Genomic DNA, 24,034 nt, shown 5'->3' with positions numbered 1-24,034 from the left:
CGCGCCGGACCATGACCTGGTCTCCCCCATCATGGTCCACTTCACTTGCCGCCCGGTCTCAACGCCGGGCGGTCTTTTTATATGCGGGATTGCCGGGTGGCCTGCCCCTCACCGCTCCGTTAAATTCCGCCAGAATCTTCGCGGGCTTGGGATATGGGAGAGGTCGGGGCGCTCGCTGAGTTTCTTGCGGCATTTGTATTTGGCGTTCTCGAACTGCATCACATTCTCGATGCGGCGATCGAGGAAGCCCCAGGTCTGCTGATGCCCCTCCGATTTGTCGGAGAGCCAGTAGAGCAGCGTCGCGGCGTAGACGGCGGCGAGCGTCATGCGCTTCGTATACCAGTTGATATCGGTCGATCGATCGCCTGTCGCCCACCACATGCGGCTCACCGTCGCCGCCGTCAGCCGGGTGCCGAGCGCTATATTCTGCGGCAGGCTGAGGATGTTTACCGCGCGGCGCACGGCTTCCTTGTGGGGCTCGTAAAGCTCAAGGCGGATGCGGATCGCGAGCGTGATGCGATCGCGGATCTTCATGGAGAGCACGTCGCGTTTTTCGAGCTCCGCCTCCATCTCATCATCGGCATTCTCGATAAAAAGGCGGATCATATCGCGCGCGCCATCCGGAAAGGCGAGATCGAAAAGGGCGACATCCTCGCCAAGGTCAGCCGCCGCCGCCCGCATCGCCGCCCGGCTCCAGCCGTCAAACAGCACATGCGGCAGCGTCGCCTCCAGCAGCCGGAGATTTTCAGCCCGCTCCGTTCTTTCAGCCATCTGACACCTCGCTTCCTTGTGGCGATCCGATCGGGAGCGCGCGCCCGCTTTCCCGGCCGGCGCCCCTCCCCCAAGATATAAGGGAGCGACAGCCCGATGACCAGTCTCATTCTACAACAGGGCGCGTGAAAAATAAAGAACAAAGAGTGAACATTTTCCTTGCGGACGGCAAAATTCTCCGCTATATTACGAAAATAAAATGGACGGCGGTATCGTCATAAACTTTGTCAGGAGGGACATTCACAAACATCCATATACGGCATGATGGCTCGCCCGATGGTTGGCCGCTGCGGCCCGGATGCCGGGATCGGCAGTAGCGACCGTTGAGTGAGGCTTCAAACAGCCCGCGCCCTGGCGGCGGGGTTGGACGCTTAGTCTCTGCGCTCGCCTTCTGCGTTCGCCGCCGTCGCCTCGCGCGCCGCTGCGGCTTCGCGAAGGCTTTCCATAAAGCGCGGCACCTCGCTCTCGAACATCAGGTAGCGCATGTCGGTCATCCGCTCCGGATACAGGATGCCGAGGAGATGGTCGCATTCATGCTGCACGACGCGGGCGTGAAAGCCGCGCGCCTCGATGGAGATCGGCCGCCCGTCAAGGCCGAGCCCCTCGTAGCGGATATGGGTGAAGCGGGGCACGAGACCGCGCAGGCCCGGGACGGAGAGGCAGCCCTCCCAGCCGAGCGCCGTCTCATCGGAAAGCGGCGTGATTTTCGGGTTGATGAGCACCGTTGAGGGCACGCCCGAGGCGGTCTCCCCCTCCTCCATGCGGACGCGATCTTCCGGCACCTCGAAAATGACGAGGGATTTCGAGACGCCGATCTGCGGCGCGGCAAGACCGACGCCGCCCGCCGCCTCAAGGCTCGCGCGCATCTCCTCGACCAGCTCAAAAATATCATCCCCGAACGGCGGCTCAAGCGTCGCTGCCGGGCGGCGGAGCAGCGGATGCCCCATTTTGAGTATCTCTTTCGCGGCCATGTCGCTCTTTCCTTTGCTCTACTTTTATGTTATTTACGCTTTTCTTTAGGGAATTCACCTTAAAAATGCAGTTTGCCCCTTGTGGAAGGGGCAGAAAGCATGTTACATCGCGCCCAACCGTAATTCACATTACTCTAGAACAGATAGGAGCTGTCTCCCTGTGCAAGTCTCTGTACGTGACAACAATGTTGACCAGGCGCTTCGTGCGCTGAAGAAAAAGATGCAGCGCGAAGGCATTTTTCGTGAACTGAAACTTCGCGGCGCTTATGAGAAGCCGTCCGAAAAGCGCGCCCGCCAGAAGGCGGAAGCAATTCGCCGCGCCCGCAAGCTGGCCCGCAAGCGGATGCAGCGCGAAGGCTAAGCCCGTCTCCGCGGCGGATTAACCTCCCCGCCGGATCCCCAGAGAATTCAGAAAGCCGCACCGGTCCGCCGGATTGCGGCTTTTGGCATTTGAAAACGCGGCCTTTGCAGATGACCCGGCGCGATCCTTTGCCGAAAACCGCCGCCTGGAAGCTGGCCGCTCCGCGCAAAATCCTTGACGTCGCTCATCTTCATCGCGAGACGCGCATTGACGGATTTTGTATCCTTCGCCGCTCTCGCGTATTTAACCGCCTCCTGCATCAGGCTGTCGGCATTCTGGGCCCACCATTTTTTGACCGTCTCCCAGTCTTCCTTCACCTGCGGATTATCGAACGCCGCCGCATCCGCCTTCAACTGCTCAAGAAACAGATGCCCGCTTTCATGCAGGAAGGTGGAGCGGTCCGCGTTACTGCCGAGGCGGATTCGGGTTTGGCCCGGATCAAAGCGGATGGAGCCGCGCGCCTGTTGCCGCAAAGGCGCGCCGGCAAGAGAAATATTGATTTCGCTGCTGTCAAGCGCTATATTTTGTTCGTAAGAGGGTTTTGCCTTACCCTCCGAAGGCTCCGCCCCCCGGGCTTCTAACCCGGGTAAACGTGGGGCCTTTCGTTTCTCCAGCAGCGCTTCAGGATCGCGATTAAGGTTATAGAACAGGTTTCCGCGCGAATCCTCGGCAACCGACACGCCGGCCTGCACCGTCTGGCCGCTCAACTCTACGGATGCCTGGAAGTGATGGAAAGCGACAATATCGTCCCTGCGCTCCTTGTCTGTAGGGAACCGGCCGAGATACGCGCCGGACTTTATGATCTCCGGAATGGCCGGGATCAGCCGCGCCCTGTCCAAATCTGCGGGCAAACCGCGCCGGAGCTTCGCCCAGCCCTTGCCGCTAATCCGTACCGGCCCGAGCCCATCCCGCTCGATGGTCTTCCCTTGCAGATTTTTCCTGAACCAGTCGCGCGCCCGCGCCACAACAGTGTCTGCTGTCAGGTCGGCCCCCATCTCCGTACCCGATATTGAGGCGACGGGTTCTGCTTTTTCCTGATACAGGATGCGCGGATCATCCGGATCGAACGTCCCCTGATTGTGGATGGATTTGATCTGTTCAGGAGCAAAGACAACATATTCATCGACGCCAAGTCCATCAGAAATAATTATGCCGTCAAACCCTTTTGCCTTTAGCGCAGCAGTAATTCGGCTTGACGCCTTGCCGCTTCGATACACCACCAGCGGCTCACCGTTCTCATCGACGACCTTGCTGTCGCATGCGTCAGGCTTGGCCCTGATCCTCGTCACTTGTCTCCGCCGCAACGATGCGAAGCGTGTATAGAGACTCCCCGATCTTAACCGGCGCATAAAATCTGTGATAAGTCGCGGCATCCGGTTTTTTTGATTTCTTGCGGTTCGAGACTGTCTCCACAGGAACCGCGTGTTCAAGAACGCTTTGCAGATGTGCCCCGCTGCGCCGCCGGGCAGGCGGATCGAAGCGAATGGAGCCCCACGTCAAATCCTTGATATTTTCAAGCAATTTGCATAGAGACTTCAGGGGCTGTCTCCCGTGCCAATAAACTGGGGCCTTTTCGGGCTGGACCGGTGGGGGCGGGAGATGGCCCTCACCCGAACACATGCAGGTTGATATTTCGCCGTTGCCTGATCGACTTTGCGCCGAGGCTGTGCCTCCGTTTTCTCTAGCGCCCGCTTTGTGAGCGGGGTCGCTCCGGGTCAATGGGGAGACGGCCTTCTCATCATCGGCCCATACGTCATTGGGGGCGACATCGTCATAACGGGAAACGCGCCCGCCACAACGGCGGCGAGATTGATTTCCCCGTCTCCTTCTACTATATTATCTGTGCCGGTCCCCACTCCACTGGAAGAAGTATCGTTGGTTTCGGGGTCGTCGGGCAGCATCTTTCTGGGGACGGTGCCTTCTTCCACACTTGAAGCGGACGGTTGCTCGATACCGGCAATATCCCGATACAGGTTATAAAACAGGTTCCGCTCTTTATTTCCTTCATCATAACGCCAACATTATACGCTTCGCCACCAAGATTTATAGAGGCGGCATCGCCTAAAGGGCGGCATCCGGCGGGGCGGTGCTTGATCCCTCGGGAATATCAACTACAATAGAAGCATCCCCGCCATCGCCTCGGGCGTTGGGATCAGGGGCCAACAGGATACTGTCGGCATTGATCGTGGCGGGGCGCTTCCTCAAGGCGGCACCGGCCAGATCCTTCCGGCCCTTTCCCCCGTCTTCAACCCGCAACGTCGCGCCGCGCGGACGGACGGGATCGCCGAAATATCGTCAAGGTTGATTTTTCCAGCATTATCGACCATATTAGCGCCGATGTTCCCCCGTCGAGGGATGGCGTATTTCGGCGGGCGGATTTCCGGGCAATTTACCTTCGTGAAGAGTGCCGCCATTCCCGCTTGAAGCGGATGGTTGCCCGGCATCACGCGAACATGGACGTTAAATCGGCATCCTGATGCCACTCAACATGGCGGAAACGCGATTGGGGCCTTCTGAAGCGGTAGCATATCGATCGTAGAAGAAGGCCTTTTTGCCTCAACGCGCCCCCCATTCGCCCTGCTTTCGGCGGTGGACATCGATAAAAATAACGTTCGGGATCCGCGGATCGGTCTCCCACCCCTTCCCCATCTTTCCAAGCGGCAGAATACGGGGCGGCCCCTGAAACTCGGGATCGCCCCGCGGGAAGTTGCGCGCGCACCAGTCATCGATCGGCTCCATCAGTTCCTCCGCCGAGACAGGGCCGAGACTGCGGTTAAATATCTCCTCAGTCATCGGCGGGAGAAAGGGGCTTTTCGGCGGCTTTTCATCATCCATTTTGATCTCCATCCGAGGCATCACCAGAATGGATATCATACCAGTTCCAGATGAAAATCGGGGCTGAAATCAGCGTCGGAGAATGTTTTAAAAACGATGTAATTACAATGCATTATAAGATAAAACCCCCGCGATATTTGCGCCGTCCCCCCGCCGGGAAGGAGAGGACCGAAATCCCGCTTCGCGCGCGAATCGCTCCCTCTTTGCGGCCCGCGCGGCTTATCCGCCGCCCGCCTCCGCCATCATCTGGCGGCGGATGGCGTCCTCGGTTTCCTCATCGGCGGGGAAGAAGCTTTCGATCATAATCTCCTCCGCCGTCACATCCTGCGGCGTGCCGAAACTCGCGACCGTCGTGATCCAGGACAGCGCCCGCCCGTTCACCTCAAAAGTGAGCGGCAGCACGGGCAGCGCATCGAGCGAGGGGTTCGATTGCGCGAAACTCGATGGCACGCCGGGATAGGCCAGCACCTCATCGAGCAGTCGTTTCAGCGGGTCCTCCGCCCCCGCGCCAGTCAGTTGCCGATGTGCGCGCTCCACCATATGCGCCGCCGCCCGCTCCCAGTCATGAAGCACGGGACGCAGCGCATTCGGGTGCAGCATCAGTCGCAGGATATTGGGCGGGCCACTTCGCTCCTTCTCGGCCGCGCCGTCCGTATTGTTACCGCCCGCGCCCGCGCCCTGCCCGTTGCCGCCAAGACCCAGCATTGTCAGCAGCCGGAGCCCCGCCCCGTTGATCATCAGCACGTCAAAGACGCGGTTCATGACGATCGCGGGGTACGGCTCCTGCTGGCGCAGCATGAAGTCGAGCGCGGCGCGCAGCTTGTCAAACTGCGCATCATTGAGAGGGCGCGCCGCATAGGCGGCCGTATAGCCCGCGCTATTCAGCAGCCGGTTGCGCTCACGCAAGGGAAGGTCCATCGCTTCCGCAAGACGTAACAGCATCTCCCGACTGGCCCTTGCGCGGCCGGTTTCAACAAAGCTGAGGTGGCGGGCCGAGCTCCCCGCTTCAAGCGCGAGATCGAGCTGGCTCATGCCCCTCACCTGCCGCCAGTGCCGCAGGATCTGACCAAGCCCTTGCACCGGGGTTTGCATGGCTGACGCTGTCATCCTTTTCTCCTCCTCTTCCCTTCGCCGAAAATAATAGCGCGAAAGGCGAGCGAAGAACATTACCTCTGACGTAATTGCGAGGATGACCTCCCGCCGTCATTCTTCCCCTCAAGGCGCCACCCATGGCGCGGACACCTGAAAAGGAGATGACGAATGGAACGGTCAAACATACTTCGAAACGCCCTGCTGTTCGACGCAGGGGCTTCGCTTCTCACCGGAGGGGCAGCGCTCGCCTTCGCGGGCCCGCTGGCACATTGGACAGGGATCGCCTCATGGATCCTCTATGCACTCGGGGCAGGCTTGGTGCTGTTCGCTGCCGATGTCGCCTACACGGCAACGCGGAAAATGATCAATCCGCTGTTCGTGAAGCTCATCATTGCCGCCAACGTTGCCTGGGTCATCGGGAGCGGTCTCTCCCTCTTCCTGTTCCAGAGCCGCCTGACGTTTGAGGGAATGCTGGTGATCGAGCTTCTTGCCGTCGCCGTTGCACTCCTCACTGCCGTCGAGGCCGTCGGCCTCAGGCGCCTGGGGGAACACCCTCCCCGGACCGCCTGAGATCCTCCCGCCGACGCGGAAAACCGTCCTCCCAACCGGAGGGCGGTTTTTTCACGTCAATTCATCGCTGATTTCTATAAATCACAGGATGTATTGAGAAGGATATTATAATAGTATAATATGCAGGGAAAGTCAAGGGAAATGGGGGAATACGTTCATAATTCCAGATTTTCCCAGCTAATATCCTTTTGATTACGTAATAATCCAAAAAAAGCTATTTCAGCATATCGTAAAAATCCAATTGATCGGAATTCTTTCTTGGTATGGCTTCAGGAAAAGCACGATAAAAACCTCTGTCAAACTGTTCTTTATTCGTTGAAGCTTCGCCTATCCCTACAACTTGCCATAGATGTTGACGAAACGCCGGCAAACCAACATGATCAGTAAGCCATTGAGTAAATTTGTATTTTCGACCACCATTATCGTAAACTACGGGGTTTTTCTCATCTAGCTTCTCAAGTATTGCCCCGTTTGAGTTAGCTAATGGGTAGTAAATGTACTTTCTGATGAAATGCCCAAAAAATTGAGGGTGTTTAGTTGTGTCCGGCCTTTGTCTTTTTAATCCGTACATTTTGTAAATCATGTCAAAAAATTTATCTGGAAACTCTTTTTCCCACTGCTGAAATTCTTTACGAATAAAGCCATCGAAAAGCTTGCGATATTCATCTTTCGCTCTGTCAACATAGCCAGCTGCTTCGTCAACAAGAGCAACGATTCCAACCTTCGCTGCTGATCTAATGATTATCTCTGCTTGGATAGCCAAGAAGTATTGAGATGTATGGAGTTTCTCCTTATTTTTAGCTTCTATTAAAGCGTCACAAACCTCAATCAAGGTCTCAGCCTCATAGCCGTCCGCTGAATCTCCAGTTAATGGTCTGAAATATATAGGATTTTCTATTTTTTCTACCAGAGATGGCGACAAAACAGATCGCACCCCTTTTCTAGACATTGTACGTAAGAATGCATTCCCGCCATCACTTTGTAAACGTAACGCGTTTGCCATAGCTTTTTTGCTAATGACGCGGCGCTTGTCATCAAGGACATAAACTTCAAGACCAACATCACCGATATTTAGGGTACCTTGGCTATCAGCTTCCGGGATTCTGTTGGGGTCTCTTAATTTTGACCACCTCGCCGCAGCCGCAGCTTTTGCAATCTCAGATCGCTCTGAAGGGGTTAGATTTTTTGCTCTAGCTTCGCCACCAAGGGTTTGTGCAGTTTTTGCTTTACTCATGAAAGGTCGCCTCATGCTTGCTACATCGAGAAATACTGCATGCTTGCTAAGCAAATAGCAAGCATATTTTCTCATTTTTCATCTTTTATGCTTGCAGGAGACGAGATTCGACAGATGGAAATGTACTCCCCCCTCGCCCCATTGTGTTTAGGCTTTTTTAGGGTTCCGCGGGTAAGATCGGGGAATGTTGAAACGGGTTGCTGTATATCTTGCGCAGAAGCTGCATGGCTGGCAGTTGCGCCATCGCACGGCGCTGGTGCCGGCGATGATTGGCGCGGCGATGATTGCGCTCTCGCTCGGGTTCTGGATGAGCATGCCGACGCCGGAGTCGATCGGCATCAAAACCGAGACGCAGAGCGACCTTGCCAATTTCGCGGCGCGCCTCGAGGGCCATATCGCCGCCCGTCTCGCCATCGGCGAGCAGATCCGCCACTCGCTCGCCGCCGGGCAGATCACTGATCGCGCCGGTTTCCTCAGCCAGACCGCCTATCTGCACCGGCTGTTCGATGATTTCCAGGCGATCAACTGGATCGACACCATGGGCTTCATCCGCTGGGTCTCGCCCTATGAGGGGAACGAGCGGGCGCAAAATCTCGATATCCGCAATCATCCCATCGTCGGCGAGACATTCCGCCGCGCGGAAGCACTCGGCGAGATGCAGATCACCCCGCCCTTTATGCTGACGCAGGGCGGCTATGGCTTCGTTGCCTATGTGCCGGTCATCCGCTTCGATCGCATCACGGGCTTCGTCAATATCGTCTTTCGCAGCGAGCCGCTGATCCACTCGGCGATGCCGGACTGGCTGCTGGAGAAATATGACCTCACCATCATGGATGGCGAGCGGCTGGTGTTTGCCACGCGCGAGGATCTCGGCGCGCCGCGGCCCGTCTTCCGCCAGCCGATCGACATCGGCAACCAGACCTGGATGATCAGCCTGCTGCCGCTGCCGGCGACCATTCGGGCGCATGATTCGCCGGTCGATGAGCTTGCGCTCGTCGCGATGATCGGGCTCAGCCTGCTGATCGCGTGGCTGATCCATCTCGCGATGACGCGCCAGCAGCGCGTCCGCGTCACCGACAAGATGCTGCGCACCTTTATCGAGAATTCGCCCGCCGCCATCGTCATCAAGGACGCGGAGGGGCGCTATATCCACACCAACTCGACCTGGCACGACTGGTTCAACCCCGAGCGGCGCGACATCAAGGGCAGGACGGCGGCGGATTTCTTCCCGCGCGACTATGCGAACGCGGTGCGAAGGCAGGAGCAGCAGATCATCCGCAGCCAGCAGATGGTCGAGCGCGAATATTTGAGCCCGCGCGCCGACGGGCAGACCATCCCGACCCTTGTGCAGATGTTCCCGATCATGGACGATCATGGCAATGTCGTGATCGTCGGCGGCACGCTCACCGACATCAGCGCCGGCAAGCGCACCGAGGAAGCGCTCCGTCTCGCGCTCGTCAAGGCGGAGGAGGCAAGCCAGGCGAAATCGAAATTCCTCGCCACCATGAGCCATGAGCTGCGCACGCCGCTGAACGCCATCATCGGCTTTTCCGATATCATCCGCGGCGAGTATTTCGGCCCCATCGGCAACGGAAAATACATCGAATACGCCCATGACATCAATCACAGCGGGCGGCACCTGCTGGCGCTGATCGACGAGGTGCTGGACATCTCGGCGATCGAGCTTGGCAAGCGCGAACTGACGCCCGAGCCCGTGCAGCTCGACCTGCTGCTCTCGGCCTGCGTCAAGGCCATCCGCCAGCGCGCCGAGAGCCAGGGGATCATGGTGACGCTGGTGACGGGGACGCATCTGCCGGAAATCATGGCCGACCGCACGGCGATGCAGCAGGTCTTTCTCAACCTGCTCACCAACGCCGTGAAATTCTCGCACAATGGCGACAAGATCACCGTCACGGCGCGCTGCGGGCGGCGCGATATCATCGTCACCGTGGAGGATACCGGCGAAGGCATCCGCAGCGAGCAGCTGCCGCTGATCACCGAGCCCTTCGTCAAGGGCCATCGCACGTCCGACATCACCCATGAGGGCGTCGGCCTCGGCCTCTCGATCGTCAAATCCTTCGTCACCGCGCATCACGGCACGCTCAATATCGCGAGCGAGGTCGGGCTCGGCACCACCGTCACGGTGACGCTGCCAAAGGACAGCTCCCGCCGCGTCGCGTGAAGCCCGCGCGCAATGCCCGCGTTTTACGAATTGGCGTGAAAGCCGCATCCTTCTTTAACGATAAATAAACAAACTTTCTTCTATTGTCGGAGGGATCGGGGAACCCGCAGCGCGAGAATGACGCCTCTTCCGATCCAAAAATGACGACCGATAAAAGTAAAATGGAGCAACCCCATGATCCGTAAAGCATTTCTCCCCCTCGCCGCGATCATTTTCACGGCCGTGCTGGCGTCCGGCGCCGCGGCCAGCGACTATGTGAGCGCGATCCGGACGCTGGTGGAGGAAGATATGCGCGGCTGGATCCAGAGCGATGAAATCGTGACCGCCATCAAGGAGCAGAACAAGACCTCCGCCACCCTCAGCCAGAGCGAGATCGACGCCAGGGACCTGCAATGGCGCGCCGAGACCGAAGGCGGCGCGCAGCCGCTGATCAACGCCGTGCTCGGCAACCCGCTCTCGGCCTATCTGAAGGAGATCCGCGCCAAGGCGGACGGGCTTTATACCGAAATCTTCGTCATGGACATGCGCGGCCTCAACGTCGGGCAGAGCGATATCACCTCCGACTACTGGCAGGGCGATGAGGAGAAATGGCAGGGAGCCTTCGGCGGCGGCGCCTCGGCGGTGCTGATCGACGAGGTCGAGTTCGACGACTCTTCGCAGGCCTATCAGTCGCAGGTCACCCTCGCCGTGCTTGACCCCTCAACCCGCCAGCCCATCGGCGCAATCACCGTCGGCGTCAATGTCGACATGCTGGACTAGAACGGGGCGTCCGTCCCGCCCTTAAATCTCGACAAGGAACTATCACAATGAGCATTACCATCGATGCCGTCGCGACCGGAGAGACAACCCCCGGCGCCGGGCATACCCCGCAAAAAGCGAGCAAATGGACCGTCAGCCGCAAAATCCAGCTCGTGGTTTTTGCAACGACCCTGATCGGGCTCTCGCTGCTGATGCTGCTCGGCCTGCAGAACCAGCGCCAGGATATGGAACATCTCGCCGTCTCCAACAATCTCACCATCTCCGACCTGATGGCCGCGCAGATGACCGGCGCGCTGAAATGGAACAAGCCGGAGAAAGTCGCCGAAGTCTATGAGGAGATGAGAGAGCGGGACGACAGCGCCCTCGCCGATATCATCACCTATACGAGCGACGGCGCGATGGTGACGGAATATCATTCGAGCCGCCTGCCGACGGTCGATCTCAATGGCCTGCTCGCCGCCCACAAGGCGACGCTCGATAAGGGCGAGGTTTATTCCGAGCTTACCGATACGCACCAGATCGTTGTCACGCCCGTCCTCACCACCAAGCAGGAGCTGGTCGGCTACGCGGCGATCGCCTGGAGCCTCGACCAGCTGAACGCGCAGCTCGCCTCCAACCTGATGCAGCAGCTGATGCTGAGCGGCGCCGCGCTTGTCGGCATCATCCTTCTGACCGGGCTGCTGCTCAACCGCTTTATCGGCAGGCCGCTCAGCCAGCTGACCGCCGCCATGAGCGCGCTCGCCAACGGCCAGAACGACATCACCATCGCCGGGCTTGAGCGGCGCGACGATGTCGGCGACATGTCGCGCGCCGTGCAGATCTTCAAAGCCAACGCCGAAAACCTGCAGCGCCTCGAAATCCAGCGCAAGCAGGATGCGGAAGAAAAAGCCGCCGCCGCCGCCGCGCGTCGCCGCGAGGAAGAGCAGCGCCTTGAAGCGGAGCGCAGGCGCGAGCAGGAAGCTGCCGCCAAGGCCGCGGCCGAGCGCGTCGCCTTTGCGGGCGCCATTGCGGAGAAGCTCGAAGCCTCCGTCAACACCGTCGCCCGCGACATTTCCGGCGCCGCCGAGGTGATGGAGGAGAAAGCCAAAAGCATGGTGACGAGCGCGGCCGACACCGATACCCATTCAAGCGCCATCGCCGCCGCATCCGAGCGCGCGGCCGAGAATGTGAGCGGCGTTGCGACGGCGGCGGAAGAGCTTTCCGCCTCGCTGCAGGAGATCGCCCGCCAGGTCGACGCCTCCGCGAAGCTCTCCAAAGATACGATGGATGTCGCCGAATCGACCGATCAGGTGGTCGGCAAGCTCGCGATCTCGGCCGAGGAAGTCGGCAATATCATCGAGCTGATCAATGATATCGCCAGCCAGACCAACCTGCTCGCGCTCAACGCGACGATCGAGGCGGCGCGCGCCGGAGAGGCCGGCAAGGGATTTGCCGTCGTCGCCTCCGAAGTCAAGGGCCTCGCCGCCCAGACGACCCGCGCAACCGAGCAGATCGCCAGCCAGATCGACGGCATGCAGCAGGCGACCGGCGAAGCGGTCGATGCGGTCAAACGGATCGAGGAGATGATCGTGCGCATCAACGAGACGATCCAGGCGATGGCCGCCGCGCTTGAGGAGCAGAATTCGGCAACGCTCGAAATCACCCGCAACGTCCAGCAGGCGTCCCTCAGCACCGGCGAGGTGTCGCGCTCGGTCACCGATGTCGCGACCATGGCCGCCGCGTCCGGCGCGTCGGCAACGCAGCTTCTCGGCTCCGTCAGCAACCTTGCCGAATACTCCAACAAGCTCCGCGTCGAAGTCGCCGCCGTGCTCGAGGATATCCGCTCGATGGCAAGCTGAGCCCTTACGCTACCGCAGATCCCGGCCCGGAAGCATCGCCTTCCGGGCTTTTTTTATGCGCGCGATTGATAAGTGCGCAATTCCCCCGCTATGATCAGGCGAACGCGGGTGGGAAAAGGGAGAGAGAGATTGAGTGCACATCATATCACCAGCCGGGAGGCGCTCTATCGCCTCTATCCGGCGCCGAGCACGCGGGCGATGCAAAAGCAGCTCGCAGCGCTCGACCGGCATTGCCGGCATTTCATTTCCCTCTCGCCCTTCCTTGTGCTGGCGACGCGGAGCGAAAGCGGCCTTGCCGACGCCTCGCCGCGCGGCGATGTGCCGGGCTTTGTCGTGGTTGAGGATGAGAAGACGCTGCTGATCCCCGACCGGCCCGGCAACAACCGCCTCGACAGCCTGCAAAACATCATTGACACCCCGGCGGTCGGGCTGCTGTTCCTCGTGCCCGGCATCAATGAGACGCTGCGCGTCAACGGCACCGCGGAAATCCGCACCGACCCGGACCTCCTCGCCCGCCTCGCCCATCAGGGCAAGCTGCCGCGCGCCGTGCTGAAGGTCAGCGTGGCGGAAGTCTATCTGCACTGCGCAAAGGCGCTGATCCGCTCCAAACTCTGGGATGAAGAAGCGAAGATCGAGCGGAGCGCCTATCCCAGCCTCGGCCAGATCCTCGCCGACCAGATCGAGGGCCTCGGTGATGCGGCGGCGACCGATGCATCGCTCGAGAAGGTCTACCGCGAGACGCTTTACTGACGAATAAAAAAAAGCCGCTGGCTCTCACCAGCGGCTTTTTGGTTGGTGCAAAGCGCGTCAGAGCGCTTTCACGATATCTTCCACCATCTTCTTCGCATCGGCGAGGAGCATCATGGTGTTGTCTTTATAGAAGAGATCGTTGTCGATACCGGCGTAGCCCGAGGACATCGAGCGCTTGACGAAGAGGACCGTCCGCGCCTTGTCGACATCGAGGATCGGCATGCCGAAGATCGGGCTTGACGGGTCATCGCGCGCGGCGGGGTTGGTCACGTCATTCGCGCCGACCACGAAGGCGACATCGGCGCTCGAGAAATCGGAGTTGATCTCTTCCAGCTCGAACACCTCGTCATAGGGCACGTTCGCCTCGGCGAGAAGCACGTTCATATGGCCCGGCATGCGGCCCGCGACGGGATGGATGGCGTAGGCGACCTCGACCCCCTCTTCCTTCAGGGCATCGACCATTTCACGGAGCGCATGCTGCGCCTGCGCAACCGCAAGGCCGTAGCCCGGCACGATGATGACCTTGCCCGCATTCTTCATGATGAAGGCCGCATCATCGGCGGAGCCCGGCTTATAGGGCCGGTCGCCCTTGTCGGGACCGCCGGACGATGCCTCGCCGCCGAAGCCGCCGAGGATGACGCTGAAGAAGGAGCGGTTCATCGCCTTGCACATGATGTAGGAGAGGATCGCACCCGAGGAGCCGACCAGCGCGCCGACGATGATGAGGGCGATATTCTCGAGCGTGAAGCCGATACCCGCCGCCGCCCAGCCGGAATAGCTGTTCAGCATCGAAACCACCACCGGCATATCGGCGCCGCCGATCGGGATGATGATGAGGAAGCCGATGATAAAGGCGAGCGCCGTCATGACCCAGAAAATGCGCGGATCGAGATCGATGCAGAACCAGATGATCAGCCCGACAATGACGAGGCCGATGACAAGGTTGAGCAGATGCTGCCCCGGAAAGCTCACCGGATTGCCGGAGACCAGCCCCTGCAGCTTGGTGAAGGCGATGACCGAGCCCGAGAAGGTGATGGCGCCGACGACGATGCCGATCGACATCTCGATGCGCGACAGCACCGTAAGCTCACCGCTCGGGCTTAAGATTCCGTAGGCGTCGGGGCTGTAGAAGGCGGCCGCCGCCACCAGCACCGCGGCAAGGCCGACGAGGCTGTGGAAGCCGGCGATGAGCTGCGGCATGGCGGTCATGGCGATGCGCTGCGCGATCACCGCGCCGATGGCGCCGCCGATAACAATGCCGCCGATGATCCACTCATAGGAAACGACGCTGGGGTCGAGGATGGTGACGATAACGGCAATGGCCATACCGACCATGCCCATGATATTGCCGCGCCGCGAGCTGTCGGGAGACGAGAGGCCACGCAGCGCAAGGATGAAGAGAATGGCGGAGACCAGATAGGCGAGCGCCGTAAAATTAGCTGACACGGTGCGCTCCCCTTACTTCTGTTTTTTCTTGTACATGGACAGCATGCGCTGGGTCACCAGGAAGCCGCCGAAGATATTGACCGAGGCAAGCATGATGGCGACGAAGCCGAAGATCTTGGCGAGCGACATATCCGCCGGCCCCGCCGCAATGAGCGCGCCGACGATGATGACCGAGGAAATGGCGTTGGTGACCGCCATCAGCGGCGTATGCAGCGCGGGCGTCACGCTCCACACCACGTAATAGCCAACGAAAATGGCGAGCACGAAAATCGCCAGCCGGAATACGGTCGGATCTACCATATCCATAATCAGTTCCCTCCCTCGGTCAGTTGCGGGTGGATAATACTGCCATCGCGCGTCAGCGCGGTGCCCGTGACAAGCTCGTCTTCCCAGTTGAGCTGAAGCGCGCCGGTCTCTTTATTGACCATCGGCGTCAGGAAGTTGAGATGGTTCTTCGCGAACAAAGCCGAAGCATCGCTCGCGAGCCGGCTCGGCACATTGTGATGGCCGACGATCTTGACGCCGTTCGCCGTCGTGACGATCTCGCCGAGTTTCGACTGGGTGACGTTGCCCCCCGCCTCGACCGCGAGATCGACGATCACCGAGCCCGGCTTCATGACGGCCAGCATCTCGTCGGTAATGAGGATCGGCGCGGTGCGGCCCGGGATCAGCGCCGTCGTGATGACGATGTCCTGCTTCTTGATATGCTCGAAAACGAGCGCGGCCTGCCGCTGCTTGTAGTCCTCGCTCATCTCTTTGGCATAGCCGCCGGCGGTCTCGCCGGTCTCATCGCTTTTGACCATGACGAATTTCGCGCCAAGGCTCTCCACCTGCTCCTTAGTGGCGGCGCGCACGTCCGTCGCGGTGACGATCGCGCCAAGACGGCGGGCGGTCGCGATGGCCTGGAGGCCCGCAACGCCAACGCCCATGACGAAGCATTTGGCGGGGGCAATGGTGCCGGCCGCGGTCATCATCATCGGCAGCGCGCGGCCATATTCGGCAGCGGCGTCCAGCACGGCCTTGTAGCCGGCAAGGTTCGACTGCGAGGAGAGAATATCCATCGACTGCGCGCGGCTGATGCGCGGCAGGAGTTCGAGCGCAATGGCGGTGATCCCGGCCCTGGCGTAATCGGCGGCCTGCTCGCGGTTCTGCAGCGCGGCGAGATGGCCGATCAGGACGGCGCCCTTTTTCATCAGCGCCACTTCATCGAGGCCTTCGGCGGCCGTCAGCGGGCGCTGGATTTTCAAGATGATATCGGCGGACTGGAGTGCGCTCGCGGCATCCGCCGCGATCACTGCGCCCGCCGCTTCATAATCGGCATCAGAGAAGGAGCTGGCATCCCCAGCGCCTGTTTCCACAACAACCTCGGCACCCAGCGCGATAAATTTCTTTACCGTATCCGGCGTCGCGGCGACGCGTCGTTCATGCTCCCGACGCTCCCGGGGGATAGCGATTTTCATAAGCGATCCTTACAACTGCTAAATTAGGATGGACAGGCGACGCCCCGCAACGCCGTGCAACAGAAGACCCGTCCGGGTTGTCTCATCAGACGAGGAAAAACGCCATCAGGGCCAGCAATACCGCAAGACCGATCGTGCTCACCATGAGGAGCGTGGTGAACATCTTGTACGTCGATTTCTGTTCCTGAATATCCATGTGACCTTCGCTCATTTCGACACCTTTCTTATCAAAATCATCCGCTTTCGCGATACTTTGCGATGCAATATACCTAAATCTGAATGAACGGCAATAGATTGTCGCGCCCGCGGGACGAAAAGCCGCGGGCGGGAACAGCGCCGCCGCGGCGCGCTAGAACTGCTCGAGTTCGTCGATGAAGCCGTGAATGACGCCAAGCCCCTTCGACCAGAAGGCCGGGTCCGAGGCATCGAGGTTGAAGGGCGCGAGCAGCTCCTTGTGACGGAGCGTGCCGCCCGCCTTCAGCATGGCGAAATATTTCTCCTGAAAGCCGCTCTCCGCCTCCTGATAGATGGCGTAAAGGGCATTCACCAGACAGTCGCCGAAGGCATAGGCGTAGACATAGAACGGCGAATGGATGAAGTGCGGGATATAGCACCAGAAATACTGATACTCATCATGCAGCCGGATGGCGGGGCCAAGGCTCTCGCTCTGGATATCCATCCAGATTTTGCCGATCTGGTCGGGGGACAGCTCCTCCTGCCGGCGGAGATCATGCACCCGCCGCTCGAACTCATAGAAAGCGATCTGGCGCACGACCGTGTTCAGCATATCCTCGACCTTGCCGGCGAGCATGATGCGGCGCTTTTCCGGGTCGCTCTCCCGATCCAGCATGGCGCGGAAGGTAAGCTGTTCGCCAAACACGCTCGCGGTCTCGGCCAAGGTCAGCGGCGTGTTGGAGAGCAGCCCGCCTTGCGGCGCCGCAAGAAGCTGATGCACGCCATGGCCGAGTTCATGGGCGAGCGTCATCACATCACGGATATTGCCCTGATAATTCAGGAGCAGATAGGGGTGCACATCGGTCACCGTCGGATGCGCGAAGGCGCCCGGTGACTTGCCGGGGCGGACGGCGGCATCGATCCACGGCTTTTCAAAAAACTGCCGGCCCAGCTCGGAAAGCTCGGGCGAGAAGCGGCCATAGGCATCGAGCACGATGTCACGTGCCTCCTCCCACGGGATCAGGCGGTCATCGGCATCGGGAAGCGGCGCGTTGCGATCCCAGTAGTCGAGCTTCTCCTGCCCCATCCATTTGGCTTTGAGCGCATAGTAACGGTGCGAGAGCGAGGGATACGCGTCCTGCACCGCCTTGGCGAGGGCATCGACCACTTCGGGCTCGACCTGATTGGAGAGATGGCGCATGGCGGCGGGCTCGCTGGCGCCGCGCCATTCGTCCTCGATCGCCTTGTCTTTCGCAAGCGTGTTCGTGATCAGCGAGAAGAGCCGGACATTTTCACCAAATACCTGGCCGAGGCTTTTCGCCGCTTTCTTGCGGATCTCGCCATTCGGATTGGAGAGCAGATGCAGCACCTGCTGCGAGGCCATCTTCTCGCCGTCAACATCGAATTCCAGCCCGGCGATGGTCTCATCGAACAGCCGCACCCACGCGCTCCGCCCGGCGATGTCCTTCTCATGCAGCAGCTTCTCGACCTCATCGGAAAGCTGATAGGGCTTCAGCGCCCGCACGTTCTTCAGCCACGGCTCATATTTCCTGAGGCTGGTGCCGGCATACATCTCCTGCAGCCGATCCTCCTCGATGCGGTTCAGCTCAAGCGTGAAGAAGAGAAGATCGGTGCCGACCGCGCTGATCTTCTCCTGCATGCTCTGGAAGAATTTGCCAATCTCGGGGTCCGCCATATTGCCCGCATAGACGAGATAGGCATAGGACATGATGCGCCCCTCGATCTCGCCGATCTCCTCATATTTCGAAATGGCGAGATAGAGCCCCTGCCCGTCCAGCTCCACAAGCCGGCCCTTGTACTGCGCCGCGAAGGCCTTCGCATCCTCCGCCACGCGCGCGAGATCCTCCTGCAGTTCCGGCGAGGTGCGCGAGGGGTAGAGATCGCTGAGGTCCCATTCGGGGAGATCGGCAAGGGCGGCTTTAGTCATGAAATCAACTCCGACAGAAGGATGCTATTTTTCTTTCTTCTTCATTTAGGCATCATTCCCTAACTGACAAGGAAATTGGCGTTGGCGACCGCGATGGGCTTCGCCCGATCGCCCTGCCATGCCTCGATCCGCATATTGGCGACGCGCCGCCCGGGCTTGGTGACGATCGCCTCGGCATAGGTCTCGATCGGCTTGCCGGAGCGCAAGTATTCGATGGTGATATTGATGATTTTCGGCAGCCGCGTCACCTCCTGCGTCGCCATCAGATGGACAAGCGCGGTGCTTTCCAGAAACGCGCCGACAACGCCGCCATGCAGCGCCGGCAGCATCGGGTTGCCGATGAATTTCCCGTCCTCCGGCAGGATGCAGGTAAGGCCGTCCTCCCGCTCCTCCATCCGCAGCCCGAGGAAGTTGAAATAGGGAATGAATTCAAAGACATGCTGCCAGTCATGCGTCTGCTTGGCAGCCAAGATCTTGCTGAGGAAGGTTTCCGGTGTTGTCTCGCTCATTGCGTCACCCCCAGTCTCTCGCCAAGCGACGGGGTGTCCGTCGATTTCAGCATGAAAGTTGCAACCGCATTGGCGATCGGGTCATGCCGGTCGCTGTGATAGGCAATGGCGCGCACGAAGGCGATCTGCCGCGTCGTCTTGTAGCAGACCGCGCGGGTGTAGACATCCTCGCCCGGCGTCGCCGGCTTCAGGTAATCGATGCGCAGGTCCAGCGTCGCGATGGGGAGATATTTTTCGAGCCGCGCGTAAATGCTCATGCCCATGGTCGAATCGATCAGTGTCGTGATGATGCCGCCATGCAGCACGCCGTTGACCGGATTGCCGGCAAAGCGCTTCTGATAGGGCAGATAGAAGGTCACCCCGTCGGGGCTCATTTCCGCAACCTTGATACCGATCTCCGCCGAATGGGGAATCCCCTTGTCGATGATCGTCTGTATCTGGTTGATATCAAATATGTCCGTCATAAACTCCTAACCTTTGATGTAGGAACGATACCAGTTCACGAACTTCGGCAGGCCGTCCGCAAGGCGCGTCGACGGCTCGAACCCGATGTCGCGGCGGATCGCCTTGATGTCGGCAAATGTCGCGCGGATATCGCCCGGCTGCATCGGCAGGAGGCGCCGCTCCGCCGTGACGCCGAGCGTCTTTTCGATAATCGCCACCAGATCGAGAAGTTTCTCGGCCCGGTTGTTGCCGATGTTATAGACCCGATGCGCCGCCGCTTCACCCTTTTTCTCGGGCGGCGAGGCGAGCACCGCAAGAACGCCTTTCACGACGTCATCGATATAGGTGAAATCGCGCTGCATGTCACCGTGATTATAAATCTCCAGCGCCTCGCGGCGGAGAATTTTCTCGGTGAAGCGCCAGTAGGCCATGTCCGGCCGCCCCCACGGCCCGTACACGGTGAAAAACCGAAGGCCCGTCATCGGGATATCGTAAAGATGCGAATAGGAATAGGCCATCAGCTCGTTGGCCTTCTTGGTCGCCGCATAGAGCGAAACCGGGCTGTCGGTCATCGAGGCGACGGAATAAGGAAGCTGGCTGTTGGCGCCGTATACGGAGGACGAGCTCGCATAGACGAGATGCTTCAAATTCGCCATCTGCCGCGCCGCCTCGAGGATGCAGAGAAAGCCCGTGATATTCGCGTGCGTGTAGTCGAACGGCCGGTTGAGGCTGTGCCGCACCCCGGCCTGCGCCGCCAGATGGACGATCAGGCTGATCTGCGGATGCCCGCCGAGCGCGGCAAAGAGCGCCGGTCGGTCCGCGATATCGCAGTTGTAGAAAGTGAAATTCTTGTACAAAAGAAGCCGCGCCAGCCGCGCCTCCTTCAAGGTCACATCATAATAGGGATTGAGGTTATCCACCCCCACCACGCGGCGGCCGTCCGCCAGCAGCGCTTCGGCGACATGCATCCCGATGAAACCCGCCGCCCCTGTCACCAGAATGGTCATCACATGCCTCTTTTAAATGAACCTGTTAGCGCGTTTCCCTTAAATCCCCCCACATCCTTTAAATGTCAAAGGGAAATCGGGCAATTGTGTGACCTAACTTTTTATATGTCAGTATTATTGACCTATTTTGCATTTCATGATATTTTTCTTATATTATCACCAGAGCGTCTTTTCCAATGGGGGAGCGGAGATAATGATGCTGAGCAATATAACACTCGAGGACAAATATACACTGGCGGAAGGGCGCGTTTATCTGACCGGCATCCAGGCGCTGGTCCGTCTGCCGCTGATGCAGAAAGCGCGCGATGTGGAGGCCGGGCTGAATACCGCGGGCTTTATCTCGGGCTATCGCGGCTCGCCGCTTGCGGGCTATGATCAGGCGCTCTGGAAGGCATCTAAAATCCTCAAAGCGCATGACATCCATTTCGAGCCGGGGATCAATGAGGATCTTGCCGCAACGGCGGTTTGGGGCAGCCAGCAGCTCAATCTGTTCCACGGCGCGCGCTATGACGGCGTGTTCGGCCTGTGGTACGGCAAGGGCCCCGGCGTCGACCGGACGGGCGATGTGTTCCGCCATGCCAACAGCGCCGGCACCTCGCGCTACGGCGGCGTGCTGGCGCTTGCCGGCGATGATCACGGTATCGTCTCCTCCACCGTCGCGCATCAGAGCGAGCATGCCTTCGCCGGCTGGATGATGCCCGTGCTGCATCCGGCCAATGTGCAGGAAATTCTCGACTATGGCCTGCTCGGCTTTGAGATGTCGCGCTTCTCCGGCCTCTGGATCGGCTTCAAATGCATCTCCGAAACGGTCGAGAGTAGCGCCTCCGTCTATGTCTCGCCCGATCGCGGCCGCTTTGTCCGGCCCAATATCGACCTGCCCGAAGGCGGCCTCAATATCCAGCCGCATGATAACCGCTTCGATCAGGAAGTGCGCCTCAACCAGCATAAAATATACGCCGCCCGCGCCTTTGCGCGCGCCAACAACATCGATCATATCACCATGGACAGCCCGCGCCGCCGGCTTGGCATCGTCACCGTCGGCAAGGCCTATTACGATGTGCGCCAGGCGCTTCGCGATCTCGGCATCACCGACGATCTCGCCGCCGATATCGGCCTGACGGTCTACAAGGTCGGCATGCCCTGGCCGCTGGAACCGGACGGCATTCGCCAGTTCGCCGAGGGGCTTGAGGAAGTGCTGGTGATCGAGGAGAAGCGCGCCATCGTCGAAAACCAGATGAAGGAGCAGCTTTACAACTGGGATACCCGCGTCCGCCCGCGCATCCTCGGCAAGTTCGATGATGAACGCAATCCGCTGCAACCCTCGACCGGCGAGATGACGCCGGCGCTGGTCGCCCGGCTGATCGCGGCGCGCATCCGGCGCTTTTACACATCCGAATCCATCGAGCATCGCCTCGCCTTTCTCGATCGCAAGGAGAAGCAGCTCGGCGCGCGGCCGGCAAAGCTCGTTCGCACCCCCTTCTACTGCTCCGGCTGCCCGCATAACACCTCGACCAAAGTGCCCGAAGGGAGCCGCGCGGTGGCCGGCATCGGCTGTCACTTCATGGTCACCTGGATGAACCGCAACACCGATACCTATACCCAGATGGGCGGCGAAGGCGTACCGTGGGTCGGGCAGATGCATTTCACCGATGAGCAGCATATCTTCGCCAATCTCGGCGACGGGACCTATCATCATTCCGGCATTCTCGCGATCCGTCAGGCGGTCGCGGCGAAGGCCAATATCACTTATAAAATCCTCTATAACGATGCCGTGGCGATGACCGGCGGCCAGTCGCTCGGCGATCAGCTGAGCCCCTGGCAGATCGCCCGCCAGCTCGAAGGCGAGGGCGTCGCCGAGATCCGCGTGGTGACCGACGAGCCGGACAAATACCCGGCAGGCACCCCGTGGCCCGGCGGCACGACGATCCATCACCGCGACGATCTCGACAAGATCCAGCGCGAGCTGCGGAAAAAGAAAGGCGTCACGATCCTGATCTATGACCAGACCTGCGCCGCCGAAAAGCGCCGCCGGCGCAAGCGCGGCACGTTTCCGGATCCCGCCAAACGCGTTATCATCAACGATCTCGTCTGCGAGGGCTGCGGCGATTGTTCGGTGAAATCGAACTGCCTGTCCGTCGAGCCGCTCGAGACCGAGTTCGGCCGCAAGCGGACCATCAACCAGTCGACCTGCAACAAGGATTATTCCTGCGTCAACGGCTTCTGCCCGAGCTTTGTCACCATCGAGGGCGGGGATCTTCGCAAGGCCGCGCCGCATGCCTCGGAAAATCCGGCAGACGGGCTGCCCTCGCCCGTCTCGAAAACGCTGAAAGGCCCGTACCGCATCCTGATTACCGGGATCGGCGGCACCGGCGTCATCACCATCGGCGCCATTGTCGGCATGGCCGCGCATCTGGAGGGCAAGGGCATTTCGGTGCTCGACCAGACGGGGCTTGCCCAGAAGGGCGGCGCGGTGACGAGCCATGTGCATATCGCGCCAAAGCCGGAAGATATCAACGCCGTCCGCATCCCGGCCGGGCGCGCCGATCTGCTGATCGGCTGCGATATGGTCGTCTCCGGCTCGTATGACAGCCTCGCCAAGTTCGATGTCGGCGTCGCCCATGCGGTGATCAACGCGCATCCCTCACCGACCATGGATTTCACGCTCGATCCCGATGCGCCCTTCCCGGTGCGCGAGACGCTCGATCATATCCGCGAGGCGGTCGGCGCCGATGCCTGTGACCTGATCGAGGCGAGCGAGATCGCAACGACCCTGATGGGCGATTCCATCGCAACCAACCTCTTCATGCTCGGGTTCGCCTATCAGAGAGGATTTATCCCGTTGAGCGAAGAGGCGCTGCTGCGCGCGGTCGAGCTGAACGGCGTTGCGGTTCCCTTCAACAAGAAGTCCTTCGCCTGGGGCCGCGTGATGGCGCATGATCCCGAGCGGGTGATGGCGGAGGTGGCGGCGCTGAAAGGCCCCGATCTGATCCTCGCGCCGAGCGATGATCTCGACGAGATGATCACCCGGCGGAGCGCATTCCTGAAGGGATATCAGAACGCCCGGCTCGCCCGCCGCTTCGAAACGCTTGTCGCCCGTGTCCGCGCCCGCGAGAGCGAGGTGAAACGGGGCGCAACGTCGCTGACTGAAGCGGTGGTTCGGAGCTATTTCAAGCTGCTTGCCTACAAGGATGAATATGAGGTGGCGCGGCTCTATACCGGCACCCGCTTCCTTGAGCGCGTCGAGCATATGATGGAGGGCGACTATCGCCTCAAATTCCATCTTGCGCCGCCGCTTTTCGCTAAGAAGGATCCGGAGACGGGCGAGCTCAGGAAGAAGGAATACGGGCCGCATATGTTGACGGCATTCCGCCTTCTTGCCAAGTTCAAGAGCCTCAGGGGGACGCCGTTCGACATCTTCGGCTATCAGGCGGAGCGCAAAACCGAGCGCGCGCTGATCAGCGAATATGAAGAGATCGTCGAGACCCTGCTCGGCGGACTGAGCCGCGATAATCACGCCGCGGCGGTCGCCGTCGCCGAACTGCCGCTCGCGATCCGCGGCTATGGCCATATCAAGGACCGCGCAATCCGCGTCTATCGCGGTGAGCTCGAGAGTCTTATGACAACATTCAAAAGCCCGGAACCGCAGAAGCAGGCCGCGGAATGACAGAAATCGAGGGGGGAAA

The 24,034-nt window shown here is 60.0% G+C and carries 22 protein-coding genes; 7 read left to right on the top strand and 15 right to left on the bottom strand.

The annotated features are described in order from the left end of the window. Window positions 1-108 precede the first annotated feature (108 nt). Together V7Z56_RS02520 and def are read right to left on the bottom strand one after the other, a co-directional pair. Window positions 109-771: a COQ9 family protein gene (locus V7Z56_RS02520; RefSeq protein ID WP_334127767.1), complete on the bottom strand. Its 663-nt coding sequence runs from the start codon at window positions 769-771 to the stop codon at window positions 109-111. Between the two features lie 371 nt (window positions 772-1,142). Then, entirely contained in the window at window positions 1,143-1,742 is a 600-nt protein-coding gene (gene def / locus V7Z56_RS02515) for a peptide deformylase (RefSeq protein ID WP_334127766.1), read from the bottom strand. Between the two features lie 160 nt (window positions 1,743-1,902). Between def and rpsU the strand changes: the two genes are divergently transcribed. Continuing rightward, on the top strand, window positions 1,903-2,103 hold the full coding sequence (gene rpsU / locus V7Z56_RS02510) for a 30S ribosomal protein S21 (RefSeq protein ID WP_161316574.1): 201 nt from the start codon (window positions 1,903-1,905) through the stop codon (window positions 2,101-2,103). A 47-nt stretch (window positions 2,104-2,150) separates the two neighbouring features. Here rpsU and V7Z56_RS02505 read toward each other — a convergent pair whose 3' ends face one another. The 4 genes from V7Z56_RS02505 to V7Z56_RS02495 form a co-directional block, all read right to left on the bottom strand. Then, complete coding sequence (locus V7Z56_RS02505; protein ID WP_443023737.1) at window positions 2,151-3,098, bottom strand: hypothetical protein; 948 nt, start codon at window positions 3,096-3,098, stop codon at window positions 2,151-2,153. Between the two features lie 268 nt (window positions 3,099-3,366). Further along, window positions 3,367-3,723, bottom strand: a complete 357-nt coding sequence (locus V7Z56_RS15655; RefSeq protein WP_443023736.1) for a hypothetical protein — start codon at window positions 3,721-3,723, stop codon at window positions 3,367-3,369. Window positions 3,724-4,659: 936 nt separating this feature from the next. Beyond that, window positions 4,660-4,938, bottom strand: a complete 279-nt coding sequence (locus V7Z56_RS02500) for a hypothetical protein (protein ID WP_334127764.1) — start codon at window positions 4,936-4,938, stop codon at window positions 4,660-4,662. Between the two features lie 219 nt (window positions 4,939-5,157). Further along, window positions 5,158-6,045: a helix-turn-helix domain-containing protein gene (locus V7Z56_RS02495; RefSeq protein ID WP_334127763.1), complete on the bottom strand. Its 888-nt coding sequence runs from the start codon at window positions 6,043-6,045 to the stop codon at window positions 5,158-5,160. 153 nt (window positions 6,046-6,198) lie between these two features. Here V7Z56_RS02495 and V7Z56_RS02490 point away from each other — a divergent pair, with 153 nt between their 5' ends. Continuing rightward, entirely contained in the window at window positions 6,199-6,600 is a 402-nt protein-coding gene (locus V7Z56_RS02490) for a hypothetical protein (protein ID WP_334127762.1), read from the top strand. A gap of 214 nt (window positions 6,601-6,814) precedes the next feature. On the opposite strand, the gene V7Z56_RS02485 is transcribed toward V7Z56_RS02490, so the two are convergent. Beyond that, window positions 6,815-7,834 (bottom strand): P63C domain-containing protein, encoded by a 1,020-nt coding sequence (locus V7Z56_RS02485; protein WP_334127761.1) that lies wholly within the window; start codon window positions 7,832-7,834, stop codon window positions 6,815-6,817. Between the two features lie 184 nt (window positions 7,835-8,018). Between V7Z56_RS02485 and V7Z56_RS02480 the strand changes: the two genes are divergently transcribed. From V7Z56_RS02480 to V7Z56_RS02465, 4 genes are all read left to right on the top strand, one after another. Next, the gene (locus V7Z56_RS02480; RefSeq protein ID WP_334127760.1) at window positions 8,019-10,016 is read left to right on the top strand and encodes an ATP-binding protein; all 1,998 of its coding nucleotides are present in this window, start codon (window positions 8,019-8,021) and stop codon (window positions 10,014-10,016) included. Between the two features lie 174 nt (window positions 10,017-10,190). After that, window positions 10,191-10,775: a hypothetical protein gene (locus V7Z56_RS02475; protein WP_334127759.1), complete on the top strand. Its 585-nt coding sequence runs from the start codon at window positions 10,191-10,193 to the stop codon at window positions 10,773-10,775. Window positions 10,776-10,822: 47 nt separating this feature from the next. Further along, on the top strand, window positions 10,823-12,613 hold the full coding sequence (locus V7Z56_RS02470; RefSeq protein ID WP_334127758.1) for a methyl-accepting chemotaxis protein: 1,791 nt from the start codon (window positions 10,823-10,825) through the stop codon (window positions 12,611-12,613). A gap of 129 nt (window positions 12,614-12,742) precedes the next feature. Next, window positions 12,743-13,363 (top strand): pyridoxamine 5'-phosphate oxidase family protein, encoded by a 621-nt coding sequence (locus V7Z56_RS02465; RefSeq protein WP_334127757.1) that lies wholly within the window; start codon window positions 12,743-12,745, stop codon window positions 13,361-13,363. A 57-nt stretch (window positions 13,364-13,420) separates the two neighbouring features. On the opposite strand, the gene V7Z56_RS02460 is transcribed toward V7Z56_RS02465, so the two are convergent. The 8 genes from V7Z56_RS02460 to V7Z56_RS02425 all read right to left on the bottom strand — a co-directional run bounded on the left by V7Z56_RS02460 (window position 13,421) and on the right by V7Z56_RS02425 (window position 20,351). Then, window positions 13,421-14,809 carry an NAD(P)(+) transhydrogenase (Re/Si-specific) subunit beta gene (locus V7Z56_RS02460; protein ID WP_334127756.1) on the bottom strand — a complete coding sequence of 463 codons (1,389 nt, stop codon included), beginning with the start codon at window positions 14,807-14,809 and terminating at the stop codon, window positions 13,421-13,423. Window positions 14,810-14,821: 12 nt separating this feature from the next. Further along, entirely contained in the window at window positions 14,822-15,202 is a 381-nt protein-coding gene (locus V7Z56_RS02455; protein ID WP_443023735.1) for an NAD(P) transhydrogenase subunit alpha, read from the bottom strand. After that, window positions 15,118-16,269: a Re/Si-specific NAD(P)(+) transhydrogenase subunit alpha gene (locus V7Z56_RS02450; protein ID WP_334127755.1), complete on the bottom strand. Its 1,152-nt coding sequence runs from the start codon at window positions 16,267-16,269 to the stop codon at window positions 15,118-15,120. The genes V7Z56_RS02455 and V7Z56_RS02450 overlap by 85 nt, the downstream gene beginning before the upstream one ends. Window positions 16,270-16,354: 85 nt before the next feature. Beyond that, the gene (locus tag V7Z56_RS02445) at window positions 16,355-16,480 is read right to left on the bottom strand and encodes an aa3-type cytochrome c oxidase subunit IV (protein ID WP_334127754.1); all 126 of its coding nucleotides are present in this window, start codon (window positions 16,478-16,480) and stop codon (window positions 16,355-16,357) included. Window positions 16,481-16,618: 138 nt separating this feature from the next. Continuing rightward, the gene (locus V7Z56_RS02440; RefSeq protein WP_334127753.1) at window positions 16,619-18,391 is read right to left on the bottom strand and encodes a M3 family oligoendopeptidase; all 1,773 of its coding nucleotides are present in this window, start codon (window positions 18,389-18,391) and stop codon (window positions 16,619-16,621) included. 59 nt (window positions 18,392-18,450) lie between these two features. Continuing rightward, window positions 18,451-18,900 carry a PaaI family thioesterase gene (locus tag V7Z56_RS02435; RefSeq protein WP_334127752.1) on the bottom strand — a complete coding sequence of 150 codons (450 nt, stop codon included), beginning with the start codon at window positions 18,898-18,900 and terminating at the stop codon, window positions 18,451-18,453. Further along, entirely contained in the window at window positions 18,897-19,364 is a 468-nt protein-coding gene (locus V7Z56_RS02430; protein WP_334127751.1) for a PaaI family thioesterase, read from the bottom strand. The genes V7Z56_RS02435 and V7Z56_RS02430 overlap by 4 nt, the downstream gene beginning before the upstream one ends. 6 nt (window positions 19,365-19,370) lie before the next feature. After that, the gene (locus V7Z56_RS02425; protein WP_334127750.1) at window positions 19,371-20,351 is read right to left on the bottom strand and encodes an NAD-dependent epimerase/dehydratase family protein; all 981 of its coding nucleotides are present in this window, start codon (window positions 20,349-20,351) and stop codon (window positions 19,371-19,373) included. A gap of 193 nt (window positions 20,352-20,544) precedes the next feature. Here V7Z56_RS02425 and V7Z56_RS02420 point away from each other — a divergent pair, with 193 nt between their 5' ends. Continuing rightward, window positions 20,545-24,015, top strand: a complete 3,471-nt coding sequence (locus V7Z56_RS02420; RefSeq protein ID WP_334127749.1) for an indolepyruvate ferredoxin oxidoreductase family protein — start codon at window positions 20,545-20,547, stop codon at window positions 24,013-24,015. Window positions 24,016-24,034 lie beyond the last annotated feature (19 nt).

Source organism: Sneathiella sp., from assembly GCF_036844445.1.
In the GTDB taxonomy this organism is placed as follows: Bacteria; Pseudomonadota; Alphaproteobacteria; order Sneathiellales; family Sneathiellaceae; genus Sneathiella.
The sequence above is the reverse complement of the archived record's forward strand: the minus strand, read 5'-3'. Positions and strand labels throughout refer to the sequence as shown.

Excerpts from the sequence above, each read along its gene's own strand:
- V7Z56_RS02520 (WP_334127767.1), bottom strand. The coding sequence starts at position 771 with ATGGCTGAAAGAACGGAGCGGGCTGAAAATCTCCGGCTGCTGGAGGCG.
- def (WP_334127766.1), bottom strand. The coding sequence starts at position 1,742 with ATGGCCGCGAAAGAGATACTCAAAATGGGGCATCCGCTGCTCCGCCGC.
- V7Z56_RS02505 (WP_443023737.1), bottom strand. The coding sequence starts at position 3,098 with ATGGGGGCCGACCTGACAGCAGACACTGTTGTGGCGCGGGCGCGCGAC.
- V7Z56_RS15655 (WP_443023736.1), bottom strand. The coding sequence starts at position 3,723 with ATGTGTTCGGGTGAGGGCCATCTCCCGCCCCCACCGGTCCAGCCCGAA.
- V7Z56_RS02500 (WP_334127764.1), bottom strand. The coding sequence starts at position 4,938 with ATGGATGATGAAAAGCCGCCGAAAAGCCCCTTTCTCCCGCCGATGACT.
- V7Z56_RS02495 (WP_334127763.1), bottom strand. The coding sequence starts at position 6,045 with ATGACAGCGTCAGCCATGCAAACCCCGGTGCAAGGGCTTGGTCAGATC.
- V7Z56_RS02490 (WP_334127762.1), top strand. The coding sequence starts at position 6,199 with ATGGAACGGTCAAACATACTTCGAAACGCCCTGCTGTTCGACGCAGGG.
- V7Z56_RS02485 (WP_334127761.1), bottom strand. The coding sequence starts at position 7,834 with ATGAGTAAAGCAAAAACTGCACAAACCCTTGGTGGCGAAGCTAGAGCA.
- V7Z56_RS02480 (WP_334127760.1), top strand. The coding sequence starts at position 8,019 with ATGTTGAAACGGGTTGCTGTATATCTTGCGCAGAAGCTGCATGGCTGG.
- V7Z56_RS02475 (WP_334127759.1), top strand. The coding sequence starts at position 10,191 with ATGATCCGTAAAGCATTTCTCCCCCTCGCCGCGATCATTTTCACGGCC.
- V7Z56_RS02470 (WP_334127758.1), top strand. The coding sequence starts at position 10,823 with ATGAGCATTACCATCGATGCCGTCGCGACCGGAGAGACAACCCCCGGC.
- V7Z56_RS02450 (WP_334127755.1), bottom strand. The coding sequence starts at position 16,269 with ATGAAAATCGCTATCCCCCGGGAGCGTCGGGAGCATGAACGACGCGTC.
- V7Z56_RS02445 (WP_334127754.1), bottom strand. The coding sequence starts at position 16,480 with ATGAGCGAAGGTCACATGGATATTCAGGAACAGAAATCGACGTACAAG.
- V7Z56_RS02440 (WP_334127753.1), bottom strand. The coding sequence starts at position 18,391 with ATGACTAAAGCCGCCCTTGCCGATCTCCCCGAATGGGACCTCAGCGAT.
- V7Z56_RS02435 (WP_334127752.1), bottom strand. The coding sequence starts at position 18,900 with ATGAGCGAGACAACACCGGAAACCTTCCTCAGCAAGATCTTGGCTGCC.
- V7Z56_RS02430 (WP_334127751.1), bottom strand. The coding sequence starts at position 19,364 with ATGACGGACATATTTGATATCAACCAGATACAGACGATCATCGACAAG.
- V7Z56_RS02425 (WP_334127750.1), bottom strand. The coding sequence starts at position 20,351 with ATGACCATTCTGGTGACAGGGGCGGCGGGTTTCATCGGGATGCATGTC.
- V7Z56_RS02420 (WP_334127749.1), top strand. The coding sequence starts at position 20,545 with ATGATGCTGAGCAATATAACACTCGAGGACAAATATACACTGGCGGAA.